Source organism: Nocardia sp. FDAARGOS_372 (genome assembly GCF_002554515.1).
In the GTDB taxonomy this organism is placed as follows: domain Bacteria; phylum Actinomycetota; class Actinomycetes; order Mycobacteriales; family Mycobacteriaceae; genus Nocardia; species Nocardia farcinica.
In genome coordinates, this window is the sequence record NZ_PDDW01000002.1 from 1 (window position 1) to 23,191 (window position 23,191).

At 69.7% G+C, this 23,191-nt stretch carries 26 protein-coding genes; 11 read left to right on the plus strand and 15 right to left on the minus strand.

Translation table 11 applies throughout. The annotated features are described in order from the left end of the window. The 3 genes from CRM89_RS29525 to CRM89_RS31935 form a co-directional block, all read left to right on the plus strand. On the plus strand, nt 1–264 hold a 264-nt coding region (locus CRM89_RS29525; RefSeq protein WP_253805179.1), incomplete at its 5' end, for a DUF2892 domain-containing protein. A 98-nt stretch (nt 265–362) separates the two neighbouring features. Then, nucleotides 363–983 carry a hypothetical protein gene (locus CRM89_RS29530; RefSeq protein WP_011212434.1) on the plus strand — a complete coding sequence of 207 codons (621 nt, stop codon included), beginning with the start codon at nt 363–365 and terminating at the stop codon, nt 981–983. 413 nt (nt 984–1,396) lie between these two features. Then, the gene (locus CRM89_RS31935) at nt 1,397–1,576 is read left to right on the plus strand and encodes a DUF3099 domain-containing protein (RefSeq protein WP_229435208.1); all 180 of its coding nucleotides are present in this window, start codon (nt 1,397–1,399) and stop codon (nt 1,574–1,576) included. Between the two features lie 304 nt (nt 1,577–1,880). Here CRM89_RS31935 and CRM89_RS29540 read toward each other — a convergent pair whose 3' ends face one another. Beyond that, the gene (locus CRM89_RS29540) at nt 1,881–2,405 is read right to left on the minus strand and encodes a hypothetical protein (protein ID WP_041561620.1); all 525 of its coding nucleotides are present in this window, start codon (nt 2,403–2,405) and stop codon (nt 1,881–1,883) included. A gap of 760 nt (nt 2,406–3,165) precedes the next feature. Between CRM89_RS29540 and CRM89_RS29545 the strand changes: the two genes are divergently transcribed. Continuing rightward, a complete protein-coding gene (locus CRM89_RS29545) occupies nt 3,166–3,531 on the plus strand; it encodes a hypothetical protein (RefSeq protein ID WP_011212438.1) in 366 nt (121 codons plus the stop codon). Between the two features lie 87 nt (nt 3,532–3,618). Here CRM89_RS29545 and CRM89_RS29550 read toward each other — a convergent pair whose 3' ends face one another. From CRM89_RS29550 to CRM89_RS29570, 5 genes are all read right to left on the minus strand, one after another. Further along, on the minus strand, nt 3,619–3,834 hold the full coding sequence (locus CRM89_RS29550) for a hypothetical protein (RefSeq protein WP_060595324.1): 216 nt from the start codon (nt 3,832–3,834) through the stop codon (nt 3,619–3,621). Between the two features lie 126 nt (nt 3,835–3,960). Then, complete coding sequence (locus CRM89_RS29555; RefSeq protein ID WP_127516398.1) at nt 3,961–4,491, minus strand: hypothetical protein; 531 nt, start codon at nt 4,489–4,491, stop codon at nt 3,961–3,963. A gap of 146 nt (nt 4,492–4,637) precedes the next feature. After that, the gene (locus CRM89_RS29560) at nt 4,638–5,063 is read right to left on the minus strand and encodes a DUF3307 domain-containing protein (RefSeq protein WP_011212441.1); all 426 of its coding nucleotides are present in this window, start codon (nt 5,061–5,063) and stop codon (nt 4,638–4,640) included. Further along, on the minus strand, nt 5,060–5,917 hold the full coding sequence (locus tag CRM89_RS29565) for a DUF5131 family protein (protein ID WP_011212442.1): 858 nt from the start codon (nt 5,915–5,917) through the stop codon (nt 5,060–5,062). The genes CRM89_RS29560 and CRM89_RS29565 overlap by 4 nt, the downstream gene beginning before the upstream one ends. Next, nucleotides 5,914–7,524, minus strand: coding sequence for a DNA cytosine methyltransferase (locus tag CRM89_RS29570; protein ID WP_041561600.1), 1,611 nt, complete (start codon nt 7,522–7,524; stop codon nt 5,914–5,916). Before CRM89_RS29570 ends, CRM89_RS29565 begins: the two co-directional genes overlap by 4 nt. 107 nt (nt 7,525–7,631) lie before the next feature. Here CRM89_RS29570 and CRM89_RS29575 point away from each other — a divergent pair, with 107 nt between their 5' ends. Then, nucleotides 7,632–7,835: a hypothetical protein gene (locus CRM89_RS29575; protein ID WP_127516400.1), complete on the plus strand. Its 204-nt coding sequence runs from the start codon at nt 7,632–7,634 to the stop codon at nt 7,833–7,835. A 111-nt stretch (nt 7,836–7,946) separates the two neighbouring features. Here CRM89_RS29575 and CRM89_RS29580 read toward each other — a convergent pair whose 3' ends face one another. The 5 genes from CRM89_RS29580 to CRM89_RS29600 form a co-directional block, all read right to left on the minus strand. Then, on the minus strand, nt 7,947–8,597 hold the full coding sequence (locus CRM89_RS29580) for a hypothetical protein (protein WP_011212445.1): 651 nt from the start codon (nt 8,595–8,597) through the stop codon (nt 7,947–7,949). A 173-nt stretch (nt 8,598–8,770) separates the two neighbouring features. Then, the gene (locus CRM89_RS29585; RefSeq protein WP_011212446.1) at nt 8,771–9,583 is read right to left on the minus strand and encodes a hypothetical protein; all 813 of its coding nucleotides are present in this window, start codon (nt 9,581–9,583) and stop codon (nt 8,771–8,773) included. Nucleotides 9,584–9,871: 288 nt separating this feature from the next. Continuing rightward, a complete protein-coding gene (locus CRM89_RS30190) occupies nt 9,872–10,132 on the minus strand; it encodes a hypothetical protein (protein WP_041561602.1) in 261 nt (86 codons plus the stop codon). Between the two features lie 243 nt (nt 10,133–10,375). Beyond that, nucleotides 10,376–10,624, minus strand: a complete 249-nt coding sequence (locus CRM89_RS29595; RefSeq protein ID WP_050768392.1) for a DUF6011 domain-containing protein — start codon at nt 10,622–10,624, stop codon at nt 10,376–10,378. 98 nt (nt 10,625–10,722) lie between these two features. Further along, nucleotides 10,723–11,112 carry an ANTAR domain-containing protein gene (locus CRM89_RS29600; RefSeq protein WP_011212449.1) on the minus strand — a complete coding sequence of 130 codons (390 nt, stop codon included), beginning with the start codon at nt 11,110–11,112 and terminating at the stop codon, nt 10,723–10,725. A gap of 256 nt (nt 11,113–11,368) precedes the next feature. On the opposite strand from CRM89_RS29600, the gene CRM89_RS29605 reads away from it, so the two are divergent. From CRM89_RS29605 to CRM89_RS29620, 4 genes are all read left to right on the plus strand, one after another. Next, nucleotides 11,369–11,938, plus strand: a complete 570-nt coding sequence (locus CRM89_RS29605) for a hypothetical protein (protein ID WP_011212450.1) — start codon at nt 11,369–11,371, stop codon at nt 11,936–11,938. 205 nt (nt 11,939–12,143) lie between these two features. Continuing rightward, nucleotides 12,144–13,220 carry a tyrosine-type recombinase/integrase gene (locus CRM89_RS29610; RefSeq protein WP_098087178.1) on the plus strand — a complete coding sequence of 359 codons (1,077 nt, stop codon included), beginning with the start codon at nt 12,144–12,146 and terminating at the stop codon, nt 13,218–13,220. Next, the gene (locus tag CRM89_RS29615; protein ID WP_098087179.1) at nt 13,217–13,537 is read left to right on the plus strand and encodes a helix-turn-helix transcriptional regulator; all 321 of its coding nucleotides are present in this window, start codon (nt 13,217–13,219) and stop codon (nt 13,535–13,537) included. The genes CRM89_RS29610 and CRM89_RS29615 overlap by 4 nt, the downstream gene beginning before the upstream one ends. Nucleotides 13,538–13,809: 272 nt before the next feature. Next, entirely contained in the window at nt 13,810–14,961 is a 1,152-nt protein-coding gene (locus CRM89_RS29620) for an integrase (protein WP_228788096.1), read from the plus strand. Between the two features lie 509 nt (nt 14,962–15,470). Here CRM89_RS29620 and CRM89_RS29625 read toward each other — a convergent pair. The 4 genes from CRM89_RS29625 to CRM89_RS29640 form a co-directional block, all read right to left on the minus strand. Then, nucleotides 15,471–17,336: a relaxase/mobilization nuclease domain-containing protein gene (locus tag CRM89_RS29625; RefSeq protein WP_011212453.1), complete on the minus strand. Its 1,866-nt coding sequence runs from the start codon at nt 17,334–17,336 to the stop codon at nt 15,471–15,473. A gap of 7 nt (nt 17,337–17,343) precedes the next feature. Beyond that, nucleotides 17,344–17,787, minus strand: a complete 444-nt coding sequence (locus CRM89_RS29630) for a hypothetical protein (protein WP_127516402.1) — start codon at nt 17,785–17,787, stop codon at nt 17,344–17,346. A gap of 441 nt (nt 17,788–18,228) precedes the next feature. Next, nucleotides 18,229–19,719 carry a hypothetical protein gene (locus CRM89_RS29635; protein WP_371392078.1) on the minus strand — a complete coding sequence of 497 codons (1,491 nt, stop codon included), beginning with the start codon at nt 19,717–19,719 and terminating at the stop codon, nt 18,229–18,231. Between the two features lie 272 nt (nt 19,720–19,991). Beyond that, nucleotides 19,992–21,110, minus strand: coding sequence for a hypothetical protein (locus CRM89_RS29640; RefSeq protein ID WP_127516405.1), 1,119 nt, complete (start codon nt 21,108–21,110; stop codon nt 19,992–19,994). Nucleotides 21,111–21,524: 414 nt separating this feature from the next. Here CRM89_RS29640 and CRM89_RS29645 point away from each other — a divergent pair, with 414 nt between their 5' ends. Both CRM89_RS29645 and CRM89_RS29650 read left to right on the plus strand, forming a co-directional pair. Next, the gene (locus CRM89_RS29645; RefSeq protein WP_011212368.1) at nt 21,525–22,229 is read left to right on the plus strand and encodes a ParA family protein; all 705 of its coding nucleotides are present in this window, start codon (nt 21,525–21,527) and stop codon (nt 22,227–22,229) included. Next, the gene (locus tag CRM89_RS29650; protein ID WP_011212369.1) at nt 22,229–23,149 is read left to right on the plus strand and encodes a chromosome partitioning protein; all 921 of its coding nucleotides are present in this window, start codon (nt 22,229–22,231) and stop codon (nt 23,147–23,149) included. The genes CRM89_RS29645 and CRM89_RS29650 overlap by 1 nt, the downstream gene beginning before the upstream one ends. The last annotated feature ends 42 nt before the right edge of the window (nt 23,150–23,191 follow it).

The following is a 23,191-nucleotide window of genomic DNA, read 5'->3' on the forward strand; positions in this document are numbered from 1 at the left end:
GCAAGTCCGTCCGCCGAGCAGAGGAGTTTCACCGTCATGGGAATCGTCGAATTCATGCGAGGCACCGCGGGCCGGGCCGCCCGCATCATCGCCGGGATCGCGCTGATCCTGATCGGGCTCGCCGCTATCGGCGGACCCGTCGGCATCCTCGTCGCCGTCATCGGAGTGATCCCGATCGCGGCAGGAGCGTTCAACTTCTGCCTGCTCGGCCCCGTCCTCGGCCTGGACCTGCATGGTCAGCCACGCCGCCAGGCCGGTCACTGAACTCGGGCCGGTCACACAACCGCCGAGTCCGATCCGTCCCGCGCATCGCCGACACCGCACCGTTGTAGCGATGCGCCACAACACGCAGGAGTTTGTCGATGGCCGATATCGAGCTGTTTGTCGATCCCGTCTGCCCGTTCTCGTGGGTGAGTTCGCAGTGGCTGCTCACCGCCGCCGAGGACAGTGCGCACACGGTGCGGCTACGCCAGATGAGCCTGGCCGTGCTCAACGACGGCCACGACGTGGCCGCCGACCACAAGCCGATGATCGATCGCTCGCGCCGCCTGGGGCGGGTGTTCGCCGCGGCTACCCGCACCGGCGGCGCCGAAGCGTTCGCACGCCTCTATGACGTCATCGGCACCCGACTGCACATACAGGGCGATGATCTCGGGCCGCAGGAGGTGGCGAAGTCGTTGACCGAGGCGGGCCTGGATCCGGGGTTGGCCGAGCACCTGGACAGCACCAGCCTCGACGACGACATCACCGGAACCCACGAGGTCAGCCAAGCTGCGCTCGGCGGCCGCGGCGGCAGTCCGATCGTCGTCGTCGACGGACGCGGGTTCAACGGTCCCGTCCTGACCGAACAACCCCGCCCGGACCGCGGCCGAGATCTGCTCGACGCGCTCGTCACCGCCGCGACCACCCCCGGATTCGCTGCCCTGCAGCGCCCCTATCAAGGCCCGCCGAAAATCGATGCCGCCACCGAGGAGACCCACTGATGTGCTCACCGACCCGATGCCGCACCTGCGGCAAAACCACCTGGTCCGGCTGCGGCGCCCACATCGAGGCCGTCCGTGCCCGGGTCGCCCCCGACGACTGGTGCCCCGGCCACCCGACCCAGCAAGCAGGCCAACCCTGGTGGCGCCTGCGCAGGAACTGACCGACCACCTCACCCCTGCCGGAGCGGACACGCTCGACAGTGACCCCGGTCCCGCACCTCGGTGTGTATCGAGCTCGCGACGCCGATTGCCTGCGGCGCAGAAGGGTAAGGCTTGCGCATGAAACGTTCTGCGCCGGGCTTTGCCGGCGGCGGGGACGAGCGGCAGGCGGCGTTGATCACCGCCGTGGGCTTGTCCTACCCCGAACAGCATCGCCGTAGGGTCCGCAAGTACGTGGTCCTATGGCGTGTCGGGTGCCGTCGTTGCTGTTGGCCACCGCCGTGTACGCCGCTGGTGGTCCCGGCTGGGTGGCCGCGGCGATCATGGGGGTGACACTGCCGTTGTCGTGGATGGCGGTGTTGATCGCCAACGACCGCCCACCCCGCGAGAAACGCCGTCCCTCGCTGCTTCGGCGCCGTCGGCGCCGTCGTTGAGCTCGGCAGTGATCGGGGGTCCGGGAACATTCACGAGAAAAGTCACGCTAAGGAGTTACCGCACATAGTGACATACTATGTGCGGCATCGCGGCGGCCGAGCTGGAGAAGCGGCCGAGCAGCCAGTGGTCGACTCGCGAAACTATGTGCGGTAGGACTCGCCTGTCGACTCACGGAGAGCAATGGGGGACCGCTAGCGGAACATTCCGCGCGGATGTTCCTCAATCCCCTTCGCCTACCCGGCGCCTGCCGCGCCAGCAGTGTGCGCGCCAGAGATGTTCGGGCGTGCGGTTGCCCGAGCGAGTTCAGAAGGGGACGGCCTCGCCCAGGCGCTGGATGACTTCGCGGGCGGCCTGCGCGCTTTCGTCGGTGGCGGCCGCGGTCACCCCTGCCGCGATGGGGGAGAGCAGGCCCTTGATCATGGTCAAGCCACGTTTGACGATTCCCGGATCCGGTTCCTCATTTACGACCTCGGCCAGGATCGTCTCGGTGTGCTCGCGAACCTCGGTGGTCTCGTCGTCGGCCAGGGGGAACCGCGGCAGTGTGGCGAGCAGCTCGGCGAGAGTGGCCGCGAGCTCTTCGTACCCGGGGGCGATCTGATCGCTGTGGGCTTGTCCCTGGTGCACGGTTCCGTTGTTCCAGGCCAGCTGGGCGTGCGAGCCGTGGACCGTGACGATCGGACCGTTGTAGTTGGTGATGTTCGCCGCGGGCGGGTAGACCCCGCCCGCCTCCATCTCGATCGGCACGCGGACCGGGTTCTTGGCGAACTCCCGCTGGATCTCGCGGCTCATCTGCTGGATGCCACGGCGATTGATCTTGAACCCGCTCATGGACAGGTCCTCCTTCGACACGAATAGTTCGATGGCCCACGATCTCATGCACGCCCGACAGCTACCCCGACAGCTACTCCGCCCTACTCAGACGGGCGCGCCGACGTCACGTCGGTGTGGGTCGGTACCCAGCTGTCCTGGCCTGGGCCTCATCGCCATCTCCGGGCGAGGATCGGTGTGACAGCAGGTGCCGTGATCTGGAACGTCGAAAGGTCCCGCCCGGAGGGCGAGACCTTTCGACTCCTGTTTACGGACGGTGCGCTGCTCTAACCATTGAGCTACGGGCCCTCGTGGTGGACCCGACGGGATTCGAACCCGCAACCTTCGCAGTGCCCTCGATTCTACTGGAGGGGACCGACAGGTCTGCGGCGGTGGTGCAGCGTGGAGCCGCGCGCGCTATCGTCGATGGCAGCACGCTGCTGGCCTCGGGCCGGGCAACTCTTCTCTAGGTGATGAGGAGCCTGGGATGCTCGGTCGCTGCGCGAACTGCCACTTCCTCTCGCCGGATCTCCCCGGAACTGTTCCCAGTCCGCGGTGCCCGCTCTCGACCGAGAGGGGTCGTGCGCCCGCACGATGTGAAGACGACGAACCGACAGCTTCACCTTGCCCGGAACCTGTCGAAGACACCGTCGTCCCGCTGCTGCGGCAGCTGTGTCGAGTCCTGGAGTTCGTGCTCCATGTCGGGTCGGTTATGGATTGGGTCGGACAGTTCATGGATTGGGTCGGCCACGTGCTGGAGTCGATGCCCTAGTGCGCCCTTGTGCTGCTCGGCGTCGGTGCCCAGCAGCACAATCATGTTGTGCGGTCTTGGAAACCTGAAACGATCATCTGCCAGTACTGCTCGATGGAAGTGGTGTGGCTGCCCACTATCTACGGCGGGAACAAGCTGTTCGACGCGAAGATGTACCCGACCTCCGAGTCAGCTCGGGGTAATCGGTTCGCAGCCAAGCGCAACGGATCGGTCGTCGACCTGGACGACATCCACAGCAATCGCTGGCCGGCGGAATGTCTCCACCTCCACCGGTACTCGTGTTCGGAGTACAACGCGGACATGGAGGCACGGATCTGGACGACGAAGCAGTCGCCCGGACGGGACGGACGACGCATCGCCGAGCCTCCGTTCTGAGCAGCGCCGGGCAGGGTACGAACCGGCCGGGACCCCAGAGGGCGTGCGCTCTGGGGGTCCCGCGTCGATGGAGCTGGTGGCGCCGGGTTATTCCGTGTCCCACCAGGCTTCCGTGGCGAACCGGTCCCAGTGGTTGTTCAACTCCACGCTCAATGAGGACTCACCATCGTGGTGGATGGTGAACTCGAAGTTTGCGGCATCGGCGATCGCGCGCATGTTCATCCACGTCGCCGAGATGATGTTCGCGTACAGCTCCGACGGGAGCGGTTTGTCGAACTCGATGGTCAGCTTCTTGCGAGCCACCTCGCACCCCCAGTCGCTGTATGGCACGCCCGCCCAGTCCGGCTCATGCTGGAGCGATCATAGGGCGGCAGGACCGGGTGTCCGAAGTGAAAAGGGTTCCGGTGGGGTTCGCGGGCACCTCGGACGCTACCGGTCGTGCTTGTCGATGGTGCCGAGCTGGGTGAGCGCGGTGCGCAGGTGGCGGGCTTGCTGGTCGGCGGTGTCGGCACCTGCAGCGAGTGCGGTCGATGCCGTGTCGGCTGCGGTGGCTACGACGGTGTCCTGGGTGTCGGCGAGCCGGTCGGTGACTGCGGTGATCTCGTCGAGCAGTTGTCGGGCGTGGGTGGTGGCCAGGAGCAGGTCGGCGACGAGAGCGCGGGGGTTTTCGGGTCGCTCGACCTGTGCGTGGTCGTAGTTGGCCAGGCGGGTCTTCCAGGGCTCGATGACCGCGGCGCCGAGTTCGGCGAGCGGGGTGTGGGTGCGGGTGGCCCATCGTCGTTCGGCTTCCAGCGGTGAGACGCCGGCCGCGGCGGCGATGGCCTGCCAGCTGGCGCCCTGGGCGCGGGCGGTCCGCACGGCGTCGATCAGCTGTCCCTCGGCGCGCATCGCGTTGGCGGCGGTGACCTCGACGGGGTGGACGATCCTGTCCAGGGTCTCGTCGCCGTGCTTGTGGTTCATCCAGGGCTCCTCGAGGTGGCGCGGCATTCCGGCGAATTGGTGGTCGGCAGAACTGGTTTCCGTGCTGGGTGCCGGTTGGTCGTGTGCGAGTATGCGCGAGGGCCGGGGCATGTAGCCGATGCCCCGGCCCTCGCGGGTTGTGGTGGTCAGGGTCCGGTGGTGATGAGGGCGGCGATGCCGAGCCAGAGCCAGTGCCAGGACTGGTCGAGGTGGGCGGCGCCGGTAGCGAGTCCGGTGCCGGCGCGGTAGAAGCCGCCGGAGCCGAGAAGGTCGGCGAGCCAGGCCAAGGTGGCGCGGCGGTCGGCCCAGTAGTGCGTGACCGCCGAGACCGTCAGTCCAGCCGCAGCCCACGCCGGTTGGACCGGCATGCCGAGCCACCAATCGACGGTGGCCAGGCACAGGGCGAGGGTGAGGGTGTAGGTGGCGACGTGCTTGGTGCAGGCCCAGCGCCCGCTCCAGCCGGGTCGGCCTTTGGTCTGGGCCTGGTGGTCGGTCTGCACCCAGTAGTCGCCGACCTGGTGGGCGACGAGGTAGGTGCCGAGAACGGCCGCGAACACCGCCGCGCCGGTCATGCGGTCCTCCTGGCGGCGGTGGGGAACTGGCTCCAGATCACGCCGTCGAGTTCGCGGCCGGCGGCCTTGGGGGTGCGTCCGCCCCACTGCTTGAAGAAGAACGCCGTGCCCGCGGTGACGCACTGGTCGCGCAGGTCGCGCACCCATTCCGGGTCGATCGGCCGCGCGGCCGGGCCGGATTCCCCGCCGACGATCACCCAGTCGATCGCCGGGCGCGGCGCCCAGTCCGCACAGGCGCCACCGCAGGCGCATTCGTTGTGGTCGCCGTCGTCGGGCCACCGGCACGAGCAGCCGTCCGGGCACCGGTCGGGGAAGAGCCACGGGTCGAGGTCGATCGGGCCCAGCAGCGGCTCGCACGACAGAAAACGCACCGCGGCGTCGATGGCGAGCAGGTCGGTGATGCGGTGGGTGACCGCACCGTGCTCGACCGAGGTGCCGATCCAGACGTTGTCGGGCAGCACCAGGCCGCGTTCGGTCAGCCGCCGCGCCCGCGACGGGCGCTTGGTCAGCACCTGGTAGGTGTGCTGCGGCGTCTGCCGCATGACCTCGACGACGGCGTGGACGAAGGCGTCGGGGACACGGGCGTGGAACAGGTCGGACATGGAGTTGACGAACACCATCCGCGGTGCCCGCCACCGCCGCGGGATGTCGAGGGCGTCGGGGTGGACGCTCACGCCGAACCCGGGCCCGGAGGTGCGCGGGTCGCCGTCGCGCTGATACTTCGCCGAGCCCATCGCCTTGAGCCGTTTGGCCATCGCCAGGGCGTAGCAGTGGTCGCAGCCCGCGCTGATCCGGTCACAGCCGGTGACCGGGTTCCAGGTGGTTTCTGTCCATTCGATACCGGTGGCGCTCATGCGGCGGTCCTTTCGATCGGTTCTCCGGTGATGGCTTCGACGAGGGCGCAGCCGATGACCTCGGGCACCGGTGGGGTGACCGCGTTGCCGTAGCCGGCCGCCTGGGTGCGCTTGTCGCCGATGGGGATGTAGGTGGGCGGGAATGCCATCCCGGCCCGGATCTCGTCGGGTTCGAGCATCCGGAACGTGCACTCGGCCAGGATTCTGTCGGGGTCGATGCCGAGCAGGCCGTGCCGGTCGCGGGTGGTCAGGGTGCCCATCGGCTCGGTGAGCGGGCGGGCGAGGCCGGTGCGGTAGTAGGGCACGAGCAGCTGCTCACGCGTGCCCGCCAGCTGCTCGACGACCGCGGTCGATCCGGGCGGCTGCACCAGGCCGTGGTGAAAGCCCCTGGCGGAGAAGGTGCCCAGCGGTTCTCCGACGTGGCGGGCGGTCTTCCTGCTGCCGCCGCCGCGCAGGCTGGTGATGAACGGCGGGATGGCCACGGCGAGTTCGCGGCGGGTGGTCTGTGTCGGCAGCGGCTGGCCGGTGCTGCGGGCGGTGAGGTCGGCGCGCTTGCTGGTCTGCACGATCAGCGGCGGCACCACCAGGCCGTCGCTCTCGCGGGTCGTGCGGGCGGGCATCGGCGCCGACAGCGCGGTGGGGTCGGCGCGCCAGGTGCCCCCGGCCGGGGTCAGGAACGACTCACCAGCGAATTTCGCCAGCCCGATCCGGATCCGCTCCATCGTGGCCGCGGCCAGCGGGCGGGCCCGCTCGCCGATCTTCTCTCCCGGATCCAGGCTCCAGTCGATGGCGGCGGCGGCCGGGACCGTGAACGGCTCCACGATCTGGAAGCGGCAGGACTTGGCCGGGCAGCGGTAGACGTACTGGCCGTGGCGGGCGCCGTAGCGGCCCATGTCGATGCCGGGCTGCTTCCAGGACTGCACCGCGTCCACCACCCGATCGCAAGTCGGGCACCAGGCTTTCGGGCGCAACCATTTGTCCCAGTCCGGGCGTCGCCCCAGGGATTTGAGCCAGTAGGCGACATAGAGCCGGTCGCGGCTCTGCGGTGCGGGCAGGCACCGGCGCGGCACCGCGTGCATGCTGTTGAGCGCGATCACCCGGGTCTCGTAGCCGGGGCCGATCGACTCGATCGCGCGCAGCCAGCGGTCCCACTGATCCCAGCGACGGCACTGGATGACGTTCTCCATCACCCCGGCCAGCACCGGGGTGCCGCGCCCGGCCATCGCCCGCAGGTAGCGCGGGATCTGCTCGACCAGCCCGCGCGAGCGGGCCTCAGCCGGATCCTCGATCACCGTCCCCAGCTCGTCGTCGCTGAGCAGCGTGTACTGATTCGACTTGTCGAAGTACCGTTTGCGGCCCTTGGCGTCGGTCCAGGCCGGGCACGCCGGCGACGCCCAGAACAACTCGGTATAGGGCAAGGTCGCCAGGTCGATGGCTTCGACGTCGCCGGGCGGAAGATGCTCGGCGTCCGGGAAGTTCAGTGTGTGGACCTCCACACACACCGGGTTGTGGTTGGCCGCCAGCCGCAACTCGATGCCGGGAACCTCCTCCCAGCCCAGCGAATCGCCACCCCAACCGGCGAAGTAGACCGTGGATCTCAGAGACATCCGAACCCCCATCATGTGAACAAAATTCGCGTACTCAGTTCACATTGAGGCTCGGCCGAGTGTTTGTCAACTATGTTCGCGAACAGTGTTATGCGATGATGGCGGGCATGAGCGACGAGACCGACCACGCGGCCGCGATCCGCGCCGCGCGAGCGGCCTACGACCAGGCCCGCTCGGAGTTGTTCGCCACCATCCGCGCCGCCCTCGACGATGGCGTCGGCCCGTCCGCGATCGCCCGATACAGCGACTTCACCCGCGAGTACATCGCCCGCATCCGCGATGGCAAGGGGCCCAAAGACATTCGGGGGTAGCCCGCGGTGACGCCAGGCGCCGAACTCGGCCTGGCAGGTGAGTCCGGTGTCGCCGAACCAACGATCTTTCGCTTACGAGGCGAATGGTTCGGCGGGACGGCCTTCGGCCCGTTAGGGCAGCTGCGCCCATGCGGGCAGGGGTTCTTCCAGGTAGAGCAGGATGCGGATCCAGGCGGCCAGTACCAGGGCTGAGGCGGTGCTGTAGGCGCCGGCGGCGATGCGGACCTGCGCGTCCCAGCCGTGGTGGTGCCATGTGTTCCAGACCGCGTAGGCGGTGAAGCCGAACAGCACGCAGCCGATGCCCATGTAGGTCACCAGGGTCTGCACTTTGAGCAGGATCGGTTGCCGGTCGAGGTCCATCACCTGCCGGGCACGGGCGCCGCCGAGTTCGTGGGAGGCGACGCCGAGCATCGGGAGTTTCGTGGCCGAATGCAGGCGAACTTCCAGGATGCGGATGGACTGGTTGCGGGTCAGGACCGCGCCCATGATCAGCACGTGGAAGGCAGCGACCATCCACAGCGGCACCGGCAACAGGACCGGCCACATCGCCGCGGCTTTGACGTCTTTCCACGCGGTCACGACCAAGCCCAGGTAGGCGACTGCACCGGCGATGAGGGTCAGCGCCGAGGTGTTGTGCTGGGACTGATCAGCCCGATCGGCCTGGTAGAGCGCAGCCAAAGCGGTCACCTCGACCGCGTCGACCGGCGGCAGGCTCGCCGGGCCCGGCGAGCCTGCGCTCGGCGGCGGAACGGGTGCTCCCATACTGTCCCCCGGGAAGATCAGGGCGAGCTCTGCCCGCCGTCACCGCCCAGGATAGAGGCAGCGCATCCGCGGCCGATGTGTTTCACCGGACCCGCCCAGGCGCCACACGAAGGGCCGTCACACCTGCATCGTGGCTCGACGCAGGGGCGTCCGAGCGGGACCGCGTTCGCGGATTACATGGTGGGGGTGGAGTCGTCGAGGTCGACAACCGCTACCGCGGGTGTGGGGAGGGCTTCGGAGCCGGTGAGGAACCGGTTGAAGCCGATGGCGCCGTCGCCGATGGTGCGTTCGACGATGGTCGTGGTCACGTCCTGGATGCGGCCGCCGGCGACGACGTGGTCGAGCAGGACTTCGGCCAGGCGCAGATCGGCGGTGTCGTAGTCGTGGTGGACCGAGACGTGCCGCAGACCCGGACCGGCGGAACCGAACTGGGTCTTGGCGCCGGTGAGCGCGCCATCGACGATCAGGATCCACACCGCGGCCGCGCAACGGTCCGCCGCGATCCGCAGCCGCCCGGCCAGGGTGCCGTGCGGGTCGCAGCCGAGCCGCTCGGCGACGTCGAACATGCTCTCGGCCGCTCCCAGCCGCAGCAGCTGGCGCGCGACGTCGATCTCGGAGGCCTCGAACTCCTCGCACAGATCATCCAGCGGTGTCGCCCGCTCCCAGCCCTGCCGCAGTCGATCCACCATTCCCGCGTCCCAGTAGACGGTGCGGGCACGGCGAGCCAGCTCGCGCAGCGGCGACCGCCAGTCGTAGTCCGGGTCGGCCAGCACCCCGCGCAGGGCCTCGACAGCGGTGGGTCTGGTGTCGAAGTCCGGCGGGAGCATCTTGCGGCACTGCGTGGCGAGCGCGCTCACGCTCCGACCGGCCTGCTCAGCGATCGCCTCGACCGGCAGCCCGGCACGCAGCAACTCCACCAGCTCGGCATTGCACTCGTCGGTCCACAGTTCACCGCTGCGGCGGCGTCGTCTCGGTGTTTCCGGCATCGACAGATCCCTCCCTGACCGAATCCCCTGCGCCACATCCTGTTCCCGGCGCACACCCATGATGACGCCGACCACCGACAGACCAACCCCGATCAGATCCACTCGCGCAGCGCGGGAATCAGCGCGCGAACCACACAGACTCCCAGCCGCGAACCGGTGATGCAGGTCACATCAACCGGTGACACCTTTTGCATCTGGGGTGTCGTTCTGGCATCGCCTGGTGGTGCGGACAGCGCTAGCGCCCGTGGCAGCAGCCGGCCAGCGCGCAGTTGCTGCCAGGGGACGCGGTCAGAAGAGGATGAGCAGCAGGACGAAGGCCACGGCCGCGGTGACCCACCACTTCCAGTGCGTGGGCAGGATGCGTAGCTCGCCGGCCTGGCCGAGCCGGTAGATGTGGTCGACGGCGTCGCGTTCGCGTGGGGTCAGCGGCCGTGTTCGCGGCGGTACCACGGTGGTCAGCGGCGTGTACGGGCAGGTCGGCAGCGGGTGGTAGGTCTCCGGGCAGCGCAGGTTCAGACACCGGTACCTCGGCGGCGGGTAGTACGTCATCGCGTGCTCACCCTCTCTCCCCGGGGTCGGGGTGTGAGCGTAGCGCTTCGCGTGGGCACAGGCGCCGGACTCGGCGGCGCAGGTACAGCTGCCCGTGCACGGCCAGCACGATCCGCAACCGTGCCGCCGCCCACCGCGCCCGCACCTGTTCATCGGTCATGTCGTGTTCGACGCAGACGATCACGGCGAGGTTCCCCCGGCGACGAGGATGCCCTGAGGGTGTCCGCCTGGCATGGGCGGGGTTCAGCTGGCGAGGCCGAGCAGCTCGAGCAGATCGTGGGGCCCATCGCCGTCGCTGTTGCCGGCGGGGAGCTCGAACAGAGTCAACGTCGATGTGGCGGCCGCGGCTTCGGCTGCTCGCTGCTCGGCGCGTTCACGGATCGCGCACGTCGGCCCGATCCCCTGGGCGACCGACTCCGGCGAGAGCAGCCAGCCGTGGCAGCGGCGGCAGTGCGCGACCAAGCGCACCGTGGGTCCCTCGGTGGCAGCCATGCGTTCCTCTCCACGGAGTGTGCCTTCGCCGCTCAGGGTGACACGACAGGCCGACACCCTGGGCGCACTTCGAGGTCGATGCACCCCTGGGTCATGGCTCAGCTGGTGGGCCGGTCGCAGGAAGGCGGCGTCCAGTCTGCGTGTGGCGCCAGGGCCTGCTCCAGGACGTCGGGACAGTCGGTGTCGGCGGGCAGGCGCTGATGTGCGGTGAGCAGCAGATGGTCGAAGCGGGCGTGCTCCGGGCCGGCGGCACCCCCGAGCGCGGCGACGGTGTGCAGGAACTGGTCGGCCAGCACCGCAGTCGGAAGACCGCGGTCACGGCTGTGGCGGCGCAGCAGTTGCTCGGCCGCGGTGGAGTCGAGGCCGTAGACGAGCATCAGCGCCCCCTTGGCCTGCTCGACGCGCCCGCGCGATCGACGCACCCCTTCCAGAACCTCCGCCCAACCCGGCCAGTCCGCTCGATCGCTGCCCTCGACATCCTCGCTCATCTACGCCGTGTACCCGCCTCAGCGCGCCCCAACGTCAGGTTCAATTCGCTCGCACACCTCTACTACTACTTATCTCGTAACGGTCTTGCATCCAAGACAACGGCCCGATAACGGGCCTGACCACCGTTTTTCCACCACGCGTGAGCGGCGGGGGTATTCGTCCGGCGCAACAGGCCCCAAATCCCGTCACACCTTCTGCATCTCCATCCCCTCCAGGCGCGTATTTCGTCCGCCGAAACTCGGTACGGTGGGGAGAATGACCCGTCCAGAGGCTCCCGAACTCTGCCCGCGCTGCGGCGAGCCCATCGTGCAGCTTCCGTTGGGTCGCCGCCGCAAGTGGTGCTCGGACTACTGCCGGCGCCGCGCCGACGAAGAGGGCCTCAAGGTCCATGAGGTCGTGCGCGAACGCGAACGGGTGGTGTACCGGCCGGAGCGGGTCTCCCGCGAGCAGCAGATCGCGCGACTGCTCGATGATCCAGAGGCCACCGAGCAGCTGCTGCGCGCCCTGGCCTACCGGTGGCGTCACACCGCCCCGGACCCGGCCGCCCGGCAGCAGATCGCCCCGACGCTGCTGGAGTTGTGGCAGGCATTTCACGCCCGCATCGACCCGCACACCGCCCAGCACCCACCGGCGAAGATCCCGACCGTCGCCGCTGAACAGCGCGCGGCCGTCGAACGCGTTCTGTCCTCACCTCGCTCGACGGCCAGCGTCATCAACCGCGTCACCGACCGGCTCGACGCAGGAGAACTACGAAGCGGGCGCGATGAAGCGATCCTCAACGCCATCGCCTACCTGACCACGCGCCGGCGCTTCCCACGCCGCTGACGCCCGGATTCAGTCCAGCAACAGTCCAACAACGAGTGAGTTTCGTGGTCGGCGGCCGTGATGAGAACCGCCCTGTAGCGCCGTTGAGGTGCGCGGTTTCTGGTTCGGCGAGCTCGCGGTGGAGAATGAACTTTCTTCACCGCAGGCGTTGGATTCGCGCCTGTGGTGAAGAAGTTTCATCGGTGGTGAACATTGAGGGGTTGGGTTGAGGCTGGCGGTGGTCCGGTCGCTGCGCGAGCCGAGAGGCCCGGCGACCGAGGAGGAGCTGTTCGACTTCGAGGTCGACCTGCTTGCGGAGTTCGTGTTGGCGCGTGCGGCGTCGGGGGTGAACGATGCGACCATCCGCGGTGACACCGGGCAGTTGGAGCAGGTGCGGAACTGGTTCGGCCGGCCGTTGTGGGAGCTGGAACCGCGCGATGCCGACCGCTACTTCGGTGACGTGTTGCGCAAGGTCTCGGCATCGACGAGAGCGGCGCGAGCTCGCGCGGTGGTGACCTACTTCGCGTTCCTGGAAGCGCGCTACAAGGTGCTGTTGCATGAGCTGACTGGCCGCGTTGTCGAGTGCCCGATCGATGAGATGAACCGGCCTCGGATGTCGGCCGAGGCGATGATCCGGGTGCCGCCGACCGAGGAGGAGTTGGAACAGCTGTTCGGTGGGTGGCGTGAGGATCTGATCTCGTGCCGCAAGTTCGCGCCGAACGCCCGCAACTACATGCTGGCGCGGCTGTCGGCCGATGTCGGCCTGCGGATCAACGAGGCATGTCGGCTCGATCTGGCCGATGTCCGCTGGGAGCTGGGCCGGTTCGGCAAGCTCAACGTCCGCCACGGCAAGGGCGCGCATCGCAGCGGCCCGCGACAGCGGTTGGTCCCGTTGGTCAACGGAGCCGATGCCGCGTTGACCTGGTACGTGGAGGATGTGTGGTCGCAGTTCGGCGCCGACGAGTCTCTGCCGGGTGCACCGCTGTTCCCGTCCGAGCGGCACGCCGGCGGCGGCGCAGGCCTGCGGGTCAGCAACAGCGCGGCGCGGTGGGCGCTGAGCCGCGCGGTCGAACGGCACCTGCCGAGCTGGGCCGGGCGGCTCACTCCGCACGTGTTGCGTCACTACTGCGCCAGCCAGCTCTATCGGACCGGCGTCGACATTCTCGCGATCCAGGAAGTCCTCGGCCACTCCTGGGTCGCGACGACGATGCGCTACATCCACATTCACGGCACCCGCGTCGAGGACGCGGTGGTTGCCGGGCACCGGCGCGCCGGTGATCGCTGGGAAGGACTGCTCCGATGAAGTGGAACCTGCGACTGGTCGCGGCCAACCGTGGCATCTGGAAGGCCAGCGAGCTGCGCCGCCGTCTCGCCGAACACGGACTCGAAGTCAGCGTCGGGAAGATGTCGGGGCTGTGGTCGGGCACCCCGGCAGTGTTGCGGCCGGAGGAACTCGACATCTTCTGCACGGTGCTGGGCTGCGAGATCGGCGAGCTGATCACCATCGAACCCGTCGCCACGGCGGGCACGGAGCATCGCACCGCGGTCGGTGAACAGCAGATCCCGCCCCGGCGCGTGACGCCGAAGCCGAGAACAGGCCGGTCCCTGCCACCGAGATGAGCACCGGTTCGACCACGGGCTGCCGCGAATGCGGCGGCCCGATCCCGCCTGCGGCGGGACCGCGCGGCGGCCGCCCGCGCCAGTACTGCCTGAGCTGCCGTCCCTCGACGAATGCCGCTCGCCGCGCCGGACAGCGCCCACGGTGCTGGAATGATCCCTGCCGGAACTGCGGCGGTGAGGTCGAACGCGACGACCGAAGGCGCGGCCGCCCGCGCCTGTTCTGCCGGTCCTGCCGCCCCGACACAGCCCGCGCCAAGGCCCGCGCCCAGGCCATGGCCGCGCTGCGGCTCGACGATCTCGCCACCGTCGACGACTCACCGAGGGTCAAGGCCGCGCTCGACGAACTGGCGATGCTCGCCCACTCCGGCGCCTGGACCGCGCCGACGCTGCACCGCCGCGCGAGCGATCTGCGGATGCTGCTGGCCACCACACCACAGGGAGAACAGGTCCGGCTGAGTCGGATCCGCGCCGAGCTCGGCACGGTCCGCGCTCGCGTCGCCGCGCAGGTTCTGGCCGAACACGGGCTGCTCATCGACGACACCACATCGCGACTGCACCGCTGGATCGAACGACGCAGCACCGGCCTGCCGCCGGCGTTCGGCGAGGACGTCCGCGCTTGGCTGACCGCGCTGGCCGACGGGGAACCCCGGGCCCGCCCGCGCAGCGAGGCGACCCTGCACGCCTACCTCAGCCGGACCGTTCCAGCGCTGGAACAGTGGTCGACGACCCGCACGCACCTGCGCGAGGTGACCCGCGAGGACGTGCTCGCCGTAGTGGACCAGCTGACCGGGCACGCCCGCGTCGGCACGCTGGTCGCGCTGCGATCGCTGTTCCGGTTCGCCAAACGACGCGGCCTGGTCTTCCAGAACCCGACCAGCCGCATCCACGGCGGCACAGCACCCGCACGCGTCGTTCTGCCGATGAGCGATCCCGAGATCGCCGAGGTGACGGCGACGGCCGTCGCGCCGTTGCAGCGGATCGCCGTCGCTCTCGTCGCGGTATATGCCGCCCGGCCCGGCGCGTTGCGGCAGATACAGCTCGACGACATCGACATGTCCGGACGCCGGATCCGCATCGGCGCCCACACCCATCAGCTCACCGACTTCACCCACGACGCCGTGGTGACCTGGCTCCGCCACCGCCACCAGCACTGGCCACACACCACCAACCCGCACCTGCTCATCAACCCGCAGACCGCCTCCGGCACAGCACCGATCAGCGACTACAGCCTCACCTGGCACCTGAACCTGCGCGGCGTCGACCTCGAACACATCCGCGCAGACCGCATCCTGCACGAAGCACTCGCCACCAACGCCGACCCCCTGCACCTGGCCCTCACCTTCGGACTGAGCGACTCCACAGCCATCACCTACGCGATGAACGCGCGCACTCTCACCGAAGACACCGGCGATTCCCGAAGCTGACCCCCGCCCGGCCCGCCGCGCGCCGGCCGGGAGCCGCACAGCGCGAAGCCGGACGCGATGCCGTCGCCGTTTCCGAAGCGGCGGGACGGAACCCACCGCGGTTCTCGCACTCAACCCGCGAAAGCGCTTGGGTTCCCCCGTCCACAGCTTCACGCACGGTGAACTCAGGCAGTTCGAGTGAGCAAGATATCCCAAAACCCCGGGGTTTTGGCGTGAGCCCGGGGACGGGCGGAAGGGGGTCGGTGACTACCCGTCCGCGCTGGGCTCGAGGGCAAGCGAGCGAAGCTCGTGCGGCAGCACCACCGCCGGGACCCCGTTCCGACCGCCCTGTTGATTCAGGGAGTCGGCAGCGAGTTCCGCAGCGCCGGTGCGAGCAAGTTCCGCAGGCTCGGCGTCGCGAGTCGGCAGCCGAGGTGGTTCCGCCGCTTTCGGGGGCCCGAGGACGGGCCACCGCGCCCCTGCGTCCTTGGCCCGTTCGCCACCCCCTTGCCCATCGGCCCCGGGCAGGGTCAGCGCTCGAATCCGGTGTCCCGGTTGTTGCCGCGCGCTGGTCGGGGCGGCGTTATCGGCGCCTTGGTGCTGCGAGTGGATGTGCGACGAGGCGTGGCCAGTCGTTGCAGCGTCGCCGCCTCAGCGGCTTGGCGATCTCGTGCGGCGCGTTCGTCCTCGATCGGCAGCCACGGGCGCGGCCGTGACGGGGTCATCGGCTTCTGCACTCGCCGGTTGGTGTTGGTGGCGTGCAGCGCCTTCTGGTTGAGGATCGTGTTGGTGGTGATTGCCGGGTCTTCCCCGGTGACGTGGGCATGGGCGCGGTAGGCCGCGACCCAGGCCGGCGAGCCTGGAGTCGACTCGTATGGACGGTCCGGGTTGATCCCGGCGGCGCGCATGTGGACCTCGGTCAATGCTTGGCGGGCCTGGGAGTACATCGCCTCTGCCGCCTGTGCCTGCCCGACCGCGCGCCGTGCCTCCGCTACCGCCAGGAAGCAGTCCATCATCGCCTCGATGAGCGCGATCTGAGAGGCCTGCCGCGAGGTCGTCGACCACAGCAGCCGCGCCGCCGCCCGCACCGAGGCCGTGTCGGCACGCTCTCGGCGCGGCAGCCGCCGAGCGGGGTCGGTGTCACCGATCCGGGCGAGCTGACGCGACAGCCGATCCATCGGGCCCGGCGCGGGCTCGGTGGATACGCTCGCGGCCGCGAACAGTCCTGCCGTCGCCGAGGCGGCGCGGCGCACCGCGGCGTGGTCCTCGGCCGGGATCGCCTGAATCCGCTGGCACCACCGGGACACGGCCGCGAGCGCCTCGGTCTGGGCCGCCGGATCCAGCGGCCTGTGCGCGCCGGCGCGGGCGCCGCGCCGGTCGCTGGCCGCCAGCAGCCGCCGCCACTCTGCTGCCGCCTCCTGCTGCGCGGTCTCGGAGGTCTCCCACCCCGCCCAGCTGCGCAGCGCGGGCAGGGTCAGATCCTTGCCCAGTTGCAGCCCCGAGTACCCGCGTGGTGTCTCCCACACGCCGGTCTCGACGTTGCGCTGGGCGGGCATGCGCACCGAGTAGCCGACGACCTCCTCGGTGGAGTCCTTGGCGAACCGCGGCCGCACCACGATCTGCTGGGTGCGCAACTCCCGCAGCCACTCCGCCTCACTGCCCGTGGCCGCCGCCGCGGCCCGCACTCGCCGGCGCAGCGCCTCCCGGTCGGTCTCGTGTGCGCCGACGCGCTGCATGTACGCGCGTTCGGCCGGTGTCGTGGCCGCCTCGGTCTCCCCTGTCTCCCGCGACGCCAACACCCGCAGCCCGTGCTTGCGTTCGACCCGGCCCGCCGCCCGCTGCGAGCGCGGCCGGTCATACATCATGTCCACCAGCGACCCGTCCGCACGCACCACCGACATGGCGATGTGGATGTGGTCGCAGCCGTTGCGGTTCGGCCCGTGATGCACCGCCGCCCACCGCACATCCGGCACCGCGTCCCCGGCGTCGACGAACCCCATCTCGCGCATGAAGTCGGTCGCAATCGCCTGCCACTTCTCATCCGAGAGCGCACCCTCGTCCGGGTGCAGCGCCAGCGAACAGTGCCAGGTGTTCTCATCGCTGGTGGCGGCCTCGAACGCCGCCTTGCGGCTCATGCCCTCCGCCATCAACGCGCGAGCCTTCTGATAGCTGGTGACCGACACCGGGTCACCGCGCAGCAGAACCTGGCGCGGACTGTCGAGCAGCTTGCCCAGCTCCCACGCCCGCGCCTGGTTGATCCGGCCGGCGAACACCGCCATCGTCACCGCATCCCCCGCCAACACCCGCTGGCCGACGTGTTCGTTGTAGCGGCCCGGACCCGCCAGGTACCACAACAGCCGCTTGATGTCCGAGCCCTTCGTCGAGTTCGGAATCATCGCGGCCTCACACCCCGCCGCCGTCCACGTCGTCGATGTCTTCGTCGATGCCGAGCACCCCGAGGTTGTCCACCCGCTCCACCCACTCCTGCGCCGCGGCCAGCTGATCCTCACCGATCACCGACGGCGACACCGACGGCGTCTCTCCCATCACCCACCGCGCCAACGCATCCATCTGCAGCGCCGCACGCACCACCGCCGCCACCGCCAACGGCAACCCCTCGGCCAGCTCCCGGTTCTGGTGGCTGTAGCGCACCAGCTGGTTGAGGTTGTTCAGCGCCCGACGATCCTGCTCCCCCTCCTCCAGCGCCCGCAGCGCCGCAGCTGCCCGCCCGACCTCTGGGGTCGCCTTGCCCAGCGTCGTCTCCACCAGCAGCCGCGGCACCGTCATCCCAGCCGCCTCTGCCCGCACGGTGAGGTCGGCGTACTCCGAATCCGACAGCTTCACCACGCACCGGTGCGACCGCCCGCCGGCCACGTTCGCCTGCCGCGTCCGACGCACACCGGCACGCTGATTCCGCGACTCCCCTGCCATCCGCAGCCTCCCAACAGCCAGCGCAGCGACCACCCGACACCCGGGCGGGGTGCACCATTGGTGCACCTAAACGTTAGCTCGCTCCCACTCAATTTGTCCCAGACTACCGACCGGACCGTACGAGGCCGTGTCGCTGAACGGTGACCACACCGGGAGAGTGGAGCGCAGGTGCCGGACGGCCTCTCGGCACGGATCGGGGCGCGGATCCGGGTGACGCTTCCGAGTTGGGTGGTGGGTGCCCCCGGTACTGTCGCGGCGGGGTCCCTGGTTTGTTCGCGCTGCCAGGGGCTCCGCACACAGAAGGACCCCGCCGGGTACCCGCCGGCGGGGTCCTTCGCGTTCGGTGCTGCCCGGGGTTCAGACCAGGCGGGGTCCGGAGACCTTCGTAGCGGCTTCCAGTGCGCGGCCGACCGTCGAGTGCGGCAGGCCCATCGTGGCGCCGATCGCGTTCGGGGTCGCCCCGGCCGAGGCCGCTTCGTAGATCGCGGTGAGCTCCTCGACCGACTTGCGCGAGAGCTTGCGATCGACGACCGCGCGCGCGATCACCGTCGCCTCCGCGCGCGACAACGCGCGATCGAACGGGCCGTGCCCACCGAGTCGCGCGCGCGGGGCGGGTTCGGTCGCGCGCGCGAGCGCCCCCTCGATCACTGTCGATCGCGCGCGGCCCGCGCGCGATGGGCGCGCGCGATCGGCGTCCTCGCGCGCGATCGGCGAGACCGGCTTCGGATCGCGCGCGATCGACACCACCGCGCGCCGATCGCGATCGACGCCCTCGGTCGCGCGCGCGACGCTCGCGCGTTCCTCGCTGCCGGGTCGCGCGTTCGACAGCTGCTCCTCGGGTGTGTGATCGGCGCGCGAGTCGCGATCGGTGTCCAGCTCAGGACCGGTTTGCGCGATCGGCGCGCGATCGACCACCTCGACCTCGCGCGCGATCGACTCCGCCTCGCTGCCGGACTCCGCGCGTTCGACACTGGCGTCCGCGCGCGCGGTCGAGACCTCGCCTGCGATCGACACGGCGTCCTCGCCCGCGCGTCCGTCACCAATGTCCGCGCGCGAACGCGCGATCGGCTCGCGCGCGATCGACGCGCGATCGACCGGATCGCTCGCGCGCGACTCGTCCTCACCGCGCGCGAGCGATCGGTCCGCGCGCGGACCGCCGGCCACCGCCTCGCGCGCGCGATCGATCGCGGACTCGGCCGCGTGCACAGGCGCGTGATCCTCGTCGCCGCGCGCGAGCGGGGCTGTCGCGCGGGCGGTCAGTTCGCGCTCGACCTCGCGTTCGAGAGCGGCGATCTCCGCACGCACCGCGGGGTCGGATTCGATCGTGTCGAGCGTCGGCCGCGGCGCACGGGCGGTGTGGTCGGCCCAGTCGGTCACCGGCCGGTAGTTCGGCAGCGTGTACGCCGAGAAACGGCCCTCCAAATGCTCGGCGAGCTGAGCGCGCACTGATTCCTTGCCGAGAGCGATGCCGTCGGCGGTGGCCTTGTCGATGGCGCGGTGCAGACGCTGCATGGCCTTGCGCTCAGCCCGGCCGCCGCCGTTGATGCGGGCGATGCGGACGGCGTCGGCCGCGAGGGCCAGGTCGGCCAGGCGCCGCTCCACAGCCACCTCGGCGACGGTGCGGTCGGTCGGATCGGCGATGCCCCACTTCACCAGCAGCCGCTGCGGTGTCCACCGCCAGTTCATGCCGCCGGCGCGGCCGGTGAGCTGGCGACGCTCCAGCGCCATCGACCGCTCCCAGCCCCATGCCGCGACCAGCGGGGCGGCCAGGCGCAGCACGAGCAGCCCGACGTCGTTGGTGGCGTGGGAGGCGGCCAGGACGCCGGACAGGATGGTCAGCACCCACATCGCGATGCCGTCGACGCCGGCAGATCCGGTGTCGATCTGGGAACGCCGCGCCCGCATCGCCGAGGCGACGACCATGAGCTCGATGAACGCGAAGCACAGCGCCTGCAGGGCCGGGTGCATGTGCAGCGACTCGGAGAACATCACGTACATGCCCTGCGCGGCCACGACCGAGGCGATGCCCGCGGTGAACAGGGTGACGCTGCGTTCGATCTTGGCGCTGCGCTGGTCCTTGGCCTTCCGTGCGACCGCTTCGGCTGGCGTGTGGTCGGGGGTCATTTCTGCTCACCTTTCCGGCGTGCCATCTCGTCTTCCAGGCGCGAGATGGTCGAGTGGGCGGTGTCGAGGGCTTGGCGTAGCGCCGCGACTTGGGCGTTGGCCGCTTCCTGCGTGCGGGCCAGTTCGGCGGCGTGGTCGGTGCGCATTTGCTCGCGGTCGGCGCGCGCCTCGGCGCGCGCGCTGGCGAGTTCGCTGCGCAGCTGCTCGCGCTCGGCGCGAGCTGCCTGAGTCAGCTCGGTCAGCTCTGCGCGGGCGACCTCGAGGTCGCGGCGTAGCTGCTGGGCCTCGGTGCGCGCGTCGGCGGCGGCCTGCTCAGCTCCGGCCCGCTCGGCTTCGGCGTCGCGTTGAGCCTTGCTGGCCGCGCGAACACGGGTTTCGGCGGCGCGGATCTGCTCGTTGGCCGCTGCCTGGATCTGCTCGATCTCGGTCGCGGTCTCGGTGCGGATGGCGTGGACCCGCTCGGCGGCGGCCTGCTCAGCGGCGGCGATCCGCGATCGAGCGTCGGTGAGTGCGTGCTCAAGTTCAGCGTGCGCGGCCGCGACGTCGGCGCGTGCCTGCTCGATCACGGTCGCGGCCTCAGCACGTGCCTGGTCCACCTCGGCGGCAGCTTCGGCAGCGCGGGCGTCGCGATCGGCGATCGCGTCCTCGGCCGCGCCTTCGGCCAAGGTCTTGTCCTCGATCGCACGCGCCAGCTCACGGCGAGCGGACAGCGCCTCGTTCTCGGCTTCTGCCGCTGCGGCGCGGGCCGCGTCGATCTCGGCTTGTGCTTCGGCCCTGATGCGGGCGACCTCGGCGACAGCGGCGTCCGGATCCCCGGCGGTGGCCACGATCTCGGCCACCCTATCGACGATCTCGGCCTGCTGCGCGCGGTGTGCAGTGGTCACCATCTCCCACTGCGCCAGCAGCTCGGCCAGCGACGCCCGCGCCGAGGTCACCGGTCGCGGCACAGGACGATCCGGCCGTGCCGTCGCACCGCCAGCGGCTTCGAGCTGGAGTTCCCGCTTGCGCTGGAAGGCAGCCGCGCGATCGTGGCGACGCCGCACCCCGTCCGGATCGACGTGGAACTCCCCGCAGTACTCGGCCTTGCGTCCCCGTCCAGGCGGCGCGGGCGGCAACGGGTGACCGGCCACCGCGAACTCCCCCGAGCCGGGGTCGTAGGCGACGGGGAATTGGCATACGCGCCGGTCGGCTCCGTCATCTGCCCCGACAGCGGGGCCCTGCTCTGGATTCGTCACCCTCCAATCCTACCATAAACGTTTTCGTTTATCGTTCTACGATTACGTTCTATCGTTTTAACGAAAACATTTGTCCGGAATGTCCCCACTTCGTTTGGATGGTGGACATGCGGGGCGCGGGTCGTGGGCTGGCGAGGCGTCGGGCAGGCGGTAGGGTCTGGCTGAAATCCGGGCGCTTACCTCGCTTTGGGCGAGTGGGTGAAGGCGGACCGGGGCCGTTTCAGTCGCCGAAGGGTGTGCGGTGGAAAGACTCTTTCCACCGCACGCGGCGAGATAGCGAGTGGAGTTGCAGCGATGGCAACTGATGGTGTTCTGCGTCTGTTGTTCTCGACGCTCAAGGGCGGGCCAGGGAAGACGACCAGCGCAATCCTGACCGCGATCGCGCTCAGCCGTCGTGGCCTGACCGTGGTGGTCATCTGCGCCGACACCCGCACTCGGGGTGCCACGGACTGGGTGCAGGAGGCCGAGCGGGTCGGTGATGTGGTCCCGTTCCGGTTGGCGATCTGGCACGAGAGCGACGGGCCGCTGTCGCAATACGCGCGCGGAGTTGAGCGTTCGACCGGCGCGGATGTGGTGATCATCGACACCGGCGGTGAGCAGCCGGAGAACTTCACGCACGGCTGCCTGTACGCGGACTGGCTGATCGCCCCGGTGGGCCCGTTCCGCGCCGAGCTTCGGCGCCTGGTGCCGACGTATCAGAGTGCCGCCGCAGTCGACGAGAGCGGGTCACCCCTGGAGATCAGCGTGCTGCTCACCCGCTGCCCGGCTGCACACAAGGGCAAGGCGAAGGAGGCGCGTGAACAGCTCACCTCGAACCTGGTGGGCGAAGACGGACAGCTCGACCCCGAGGTCCCCTACGCGTTGGGGCTGGACGTGCTCAACACCGAGATCTCCCGCGGCGTCGCCTACGACGAGTTCTACGGGCTGATGCCTGAGGACGTGGGGGAGTACGACGCGCTGGCGAACGAGATCCTCGACCGTCGCAGCAGGACCAGCTGATGCCGGCCCCGGAACGTCCCAAGCGTCCGCGGTCCCGCTCGGTCGCCAGCGGGCTGCCGTCCACCGCCCACAGCGACACCGCCGCCCGGGTCTCCGCGATTCTGGCGGAGACCGCCAGCGCGACCATCGCAGCACCCGATCTGCAGACCTCGGCGCCGCTGTCGGCGTTCGCGCACCGGCCCGACAACCCGAGGTGGGCGCGCGAGTACGACCCGCAGGCAGACCCTGAACTCGAAGCGTTCGCCGCGACCGTCGAGGAGTACGGGATCCTCCAGGCGGTGACCGTCTGCTCCGCGGAGGCATGGCTGGAACACCACCCCGACGACGCATTCGGCGCCGAGGTCCGCTACGTCGTGCTCATGGGCAACCGCCGGTTGGCCATCGCCCGTTACAAGAAGATCGGGCAGCTGCCCTTCCACCGCAACGACCGCCTCGCCGACCCGCGGCTTTCCCGTGAGAGCGGGATCATCGAGAACTACCACCGCAAGCCGTTGGACCCAGTGCGTGAGGCCGGCGAGATGGCCGCGGTGCTCGCCCACACCGGCGAGAGCCGCCGCGCCTTCGCCGACCGCATAGGCATCTCCCACAGCCAGGTCAACCAGCGCCTGCAGCTGCTCGACCTCATCCCCGAATTCCAGGGCCTCGTCTCCGATCTCGCCCTGCCCGTGCACAAGGCCCTCAAGGTGGCCGCACTCCCCCATCTCGACCAGGCCGCCCTGCTCGAGATGGGACCGCCCTACGATCCGGCCCGACTTACGGATCAGACACAACCGCCGGAGCCAGAGAGTGGAAAGACTCTTTCCACCACCAAACCCGTCCGGATCCCGCCGCACAGCACCCCCGACGACGTCGTCGAGCAGCTGCGCAAGCAGCTCGACCCGCAGCTGCTCGACGAGGTCGTCCGCCTGCTCACCAAGTAACACTCGGAGCTCGCGCCGCAGGCGAGACCGCTGAGTAGGGGC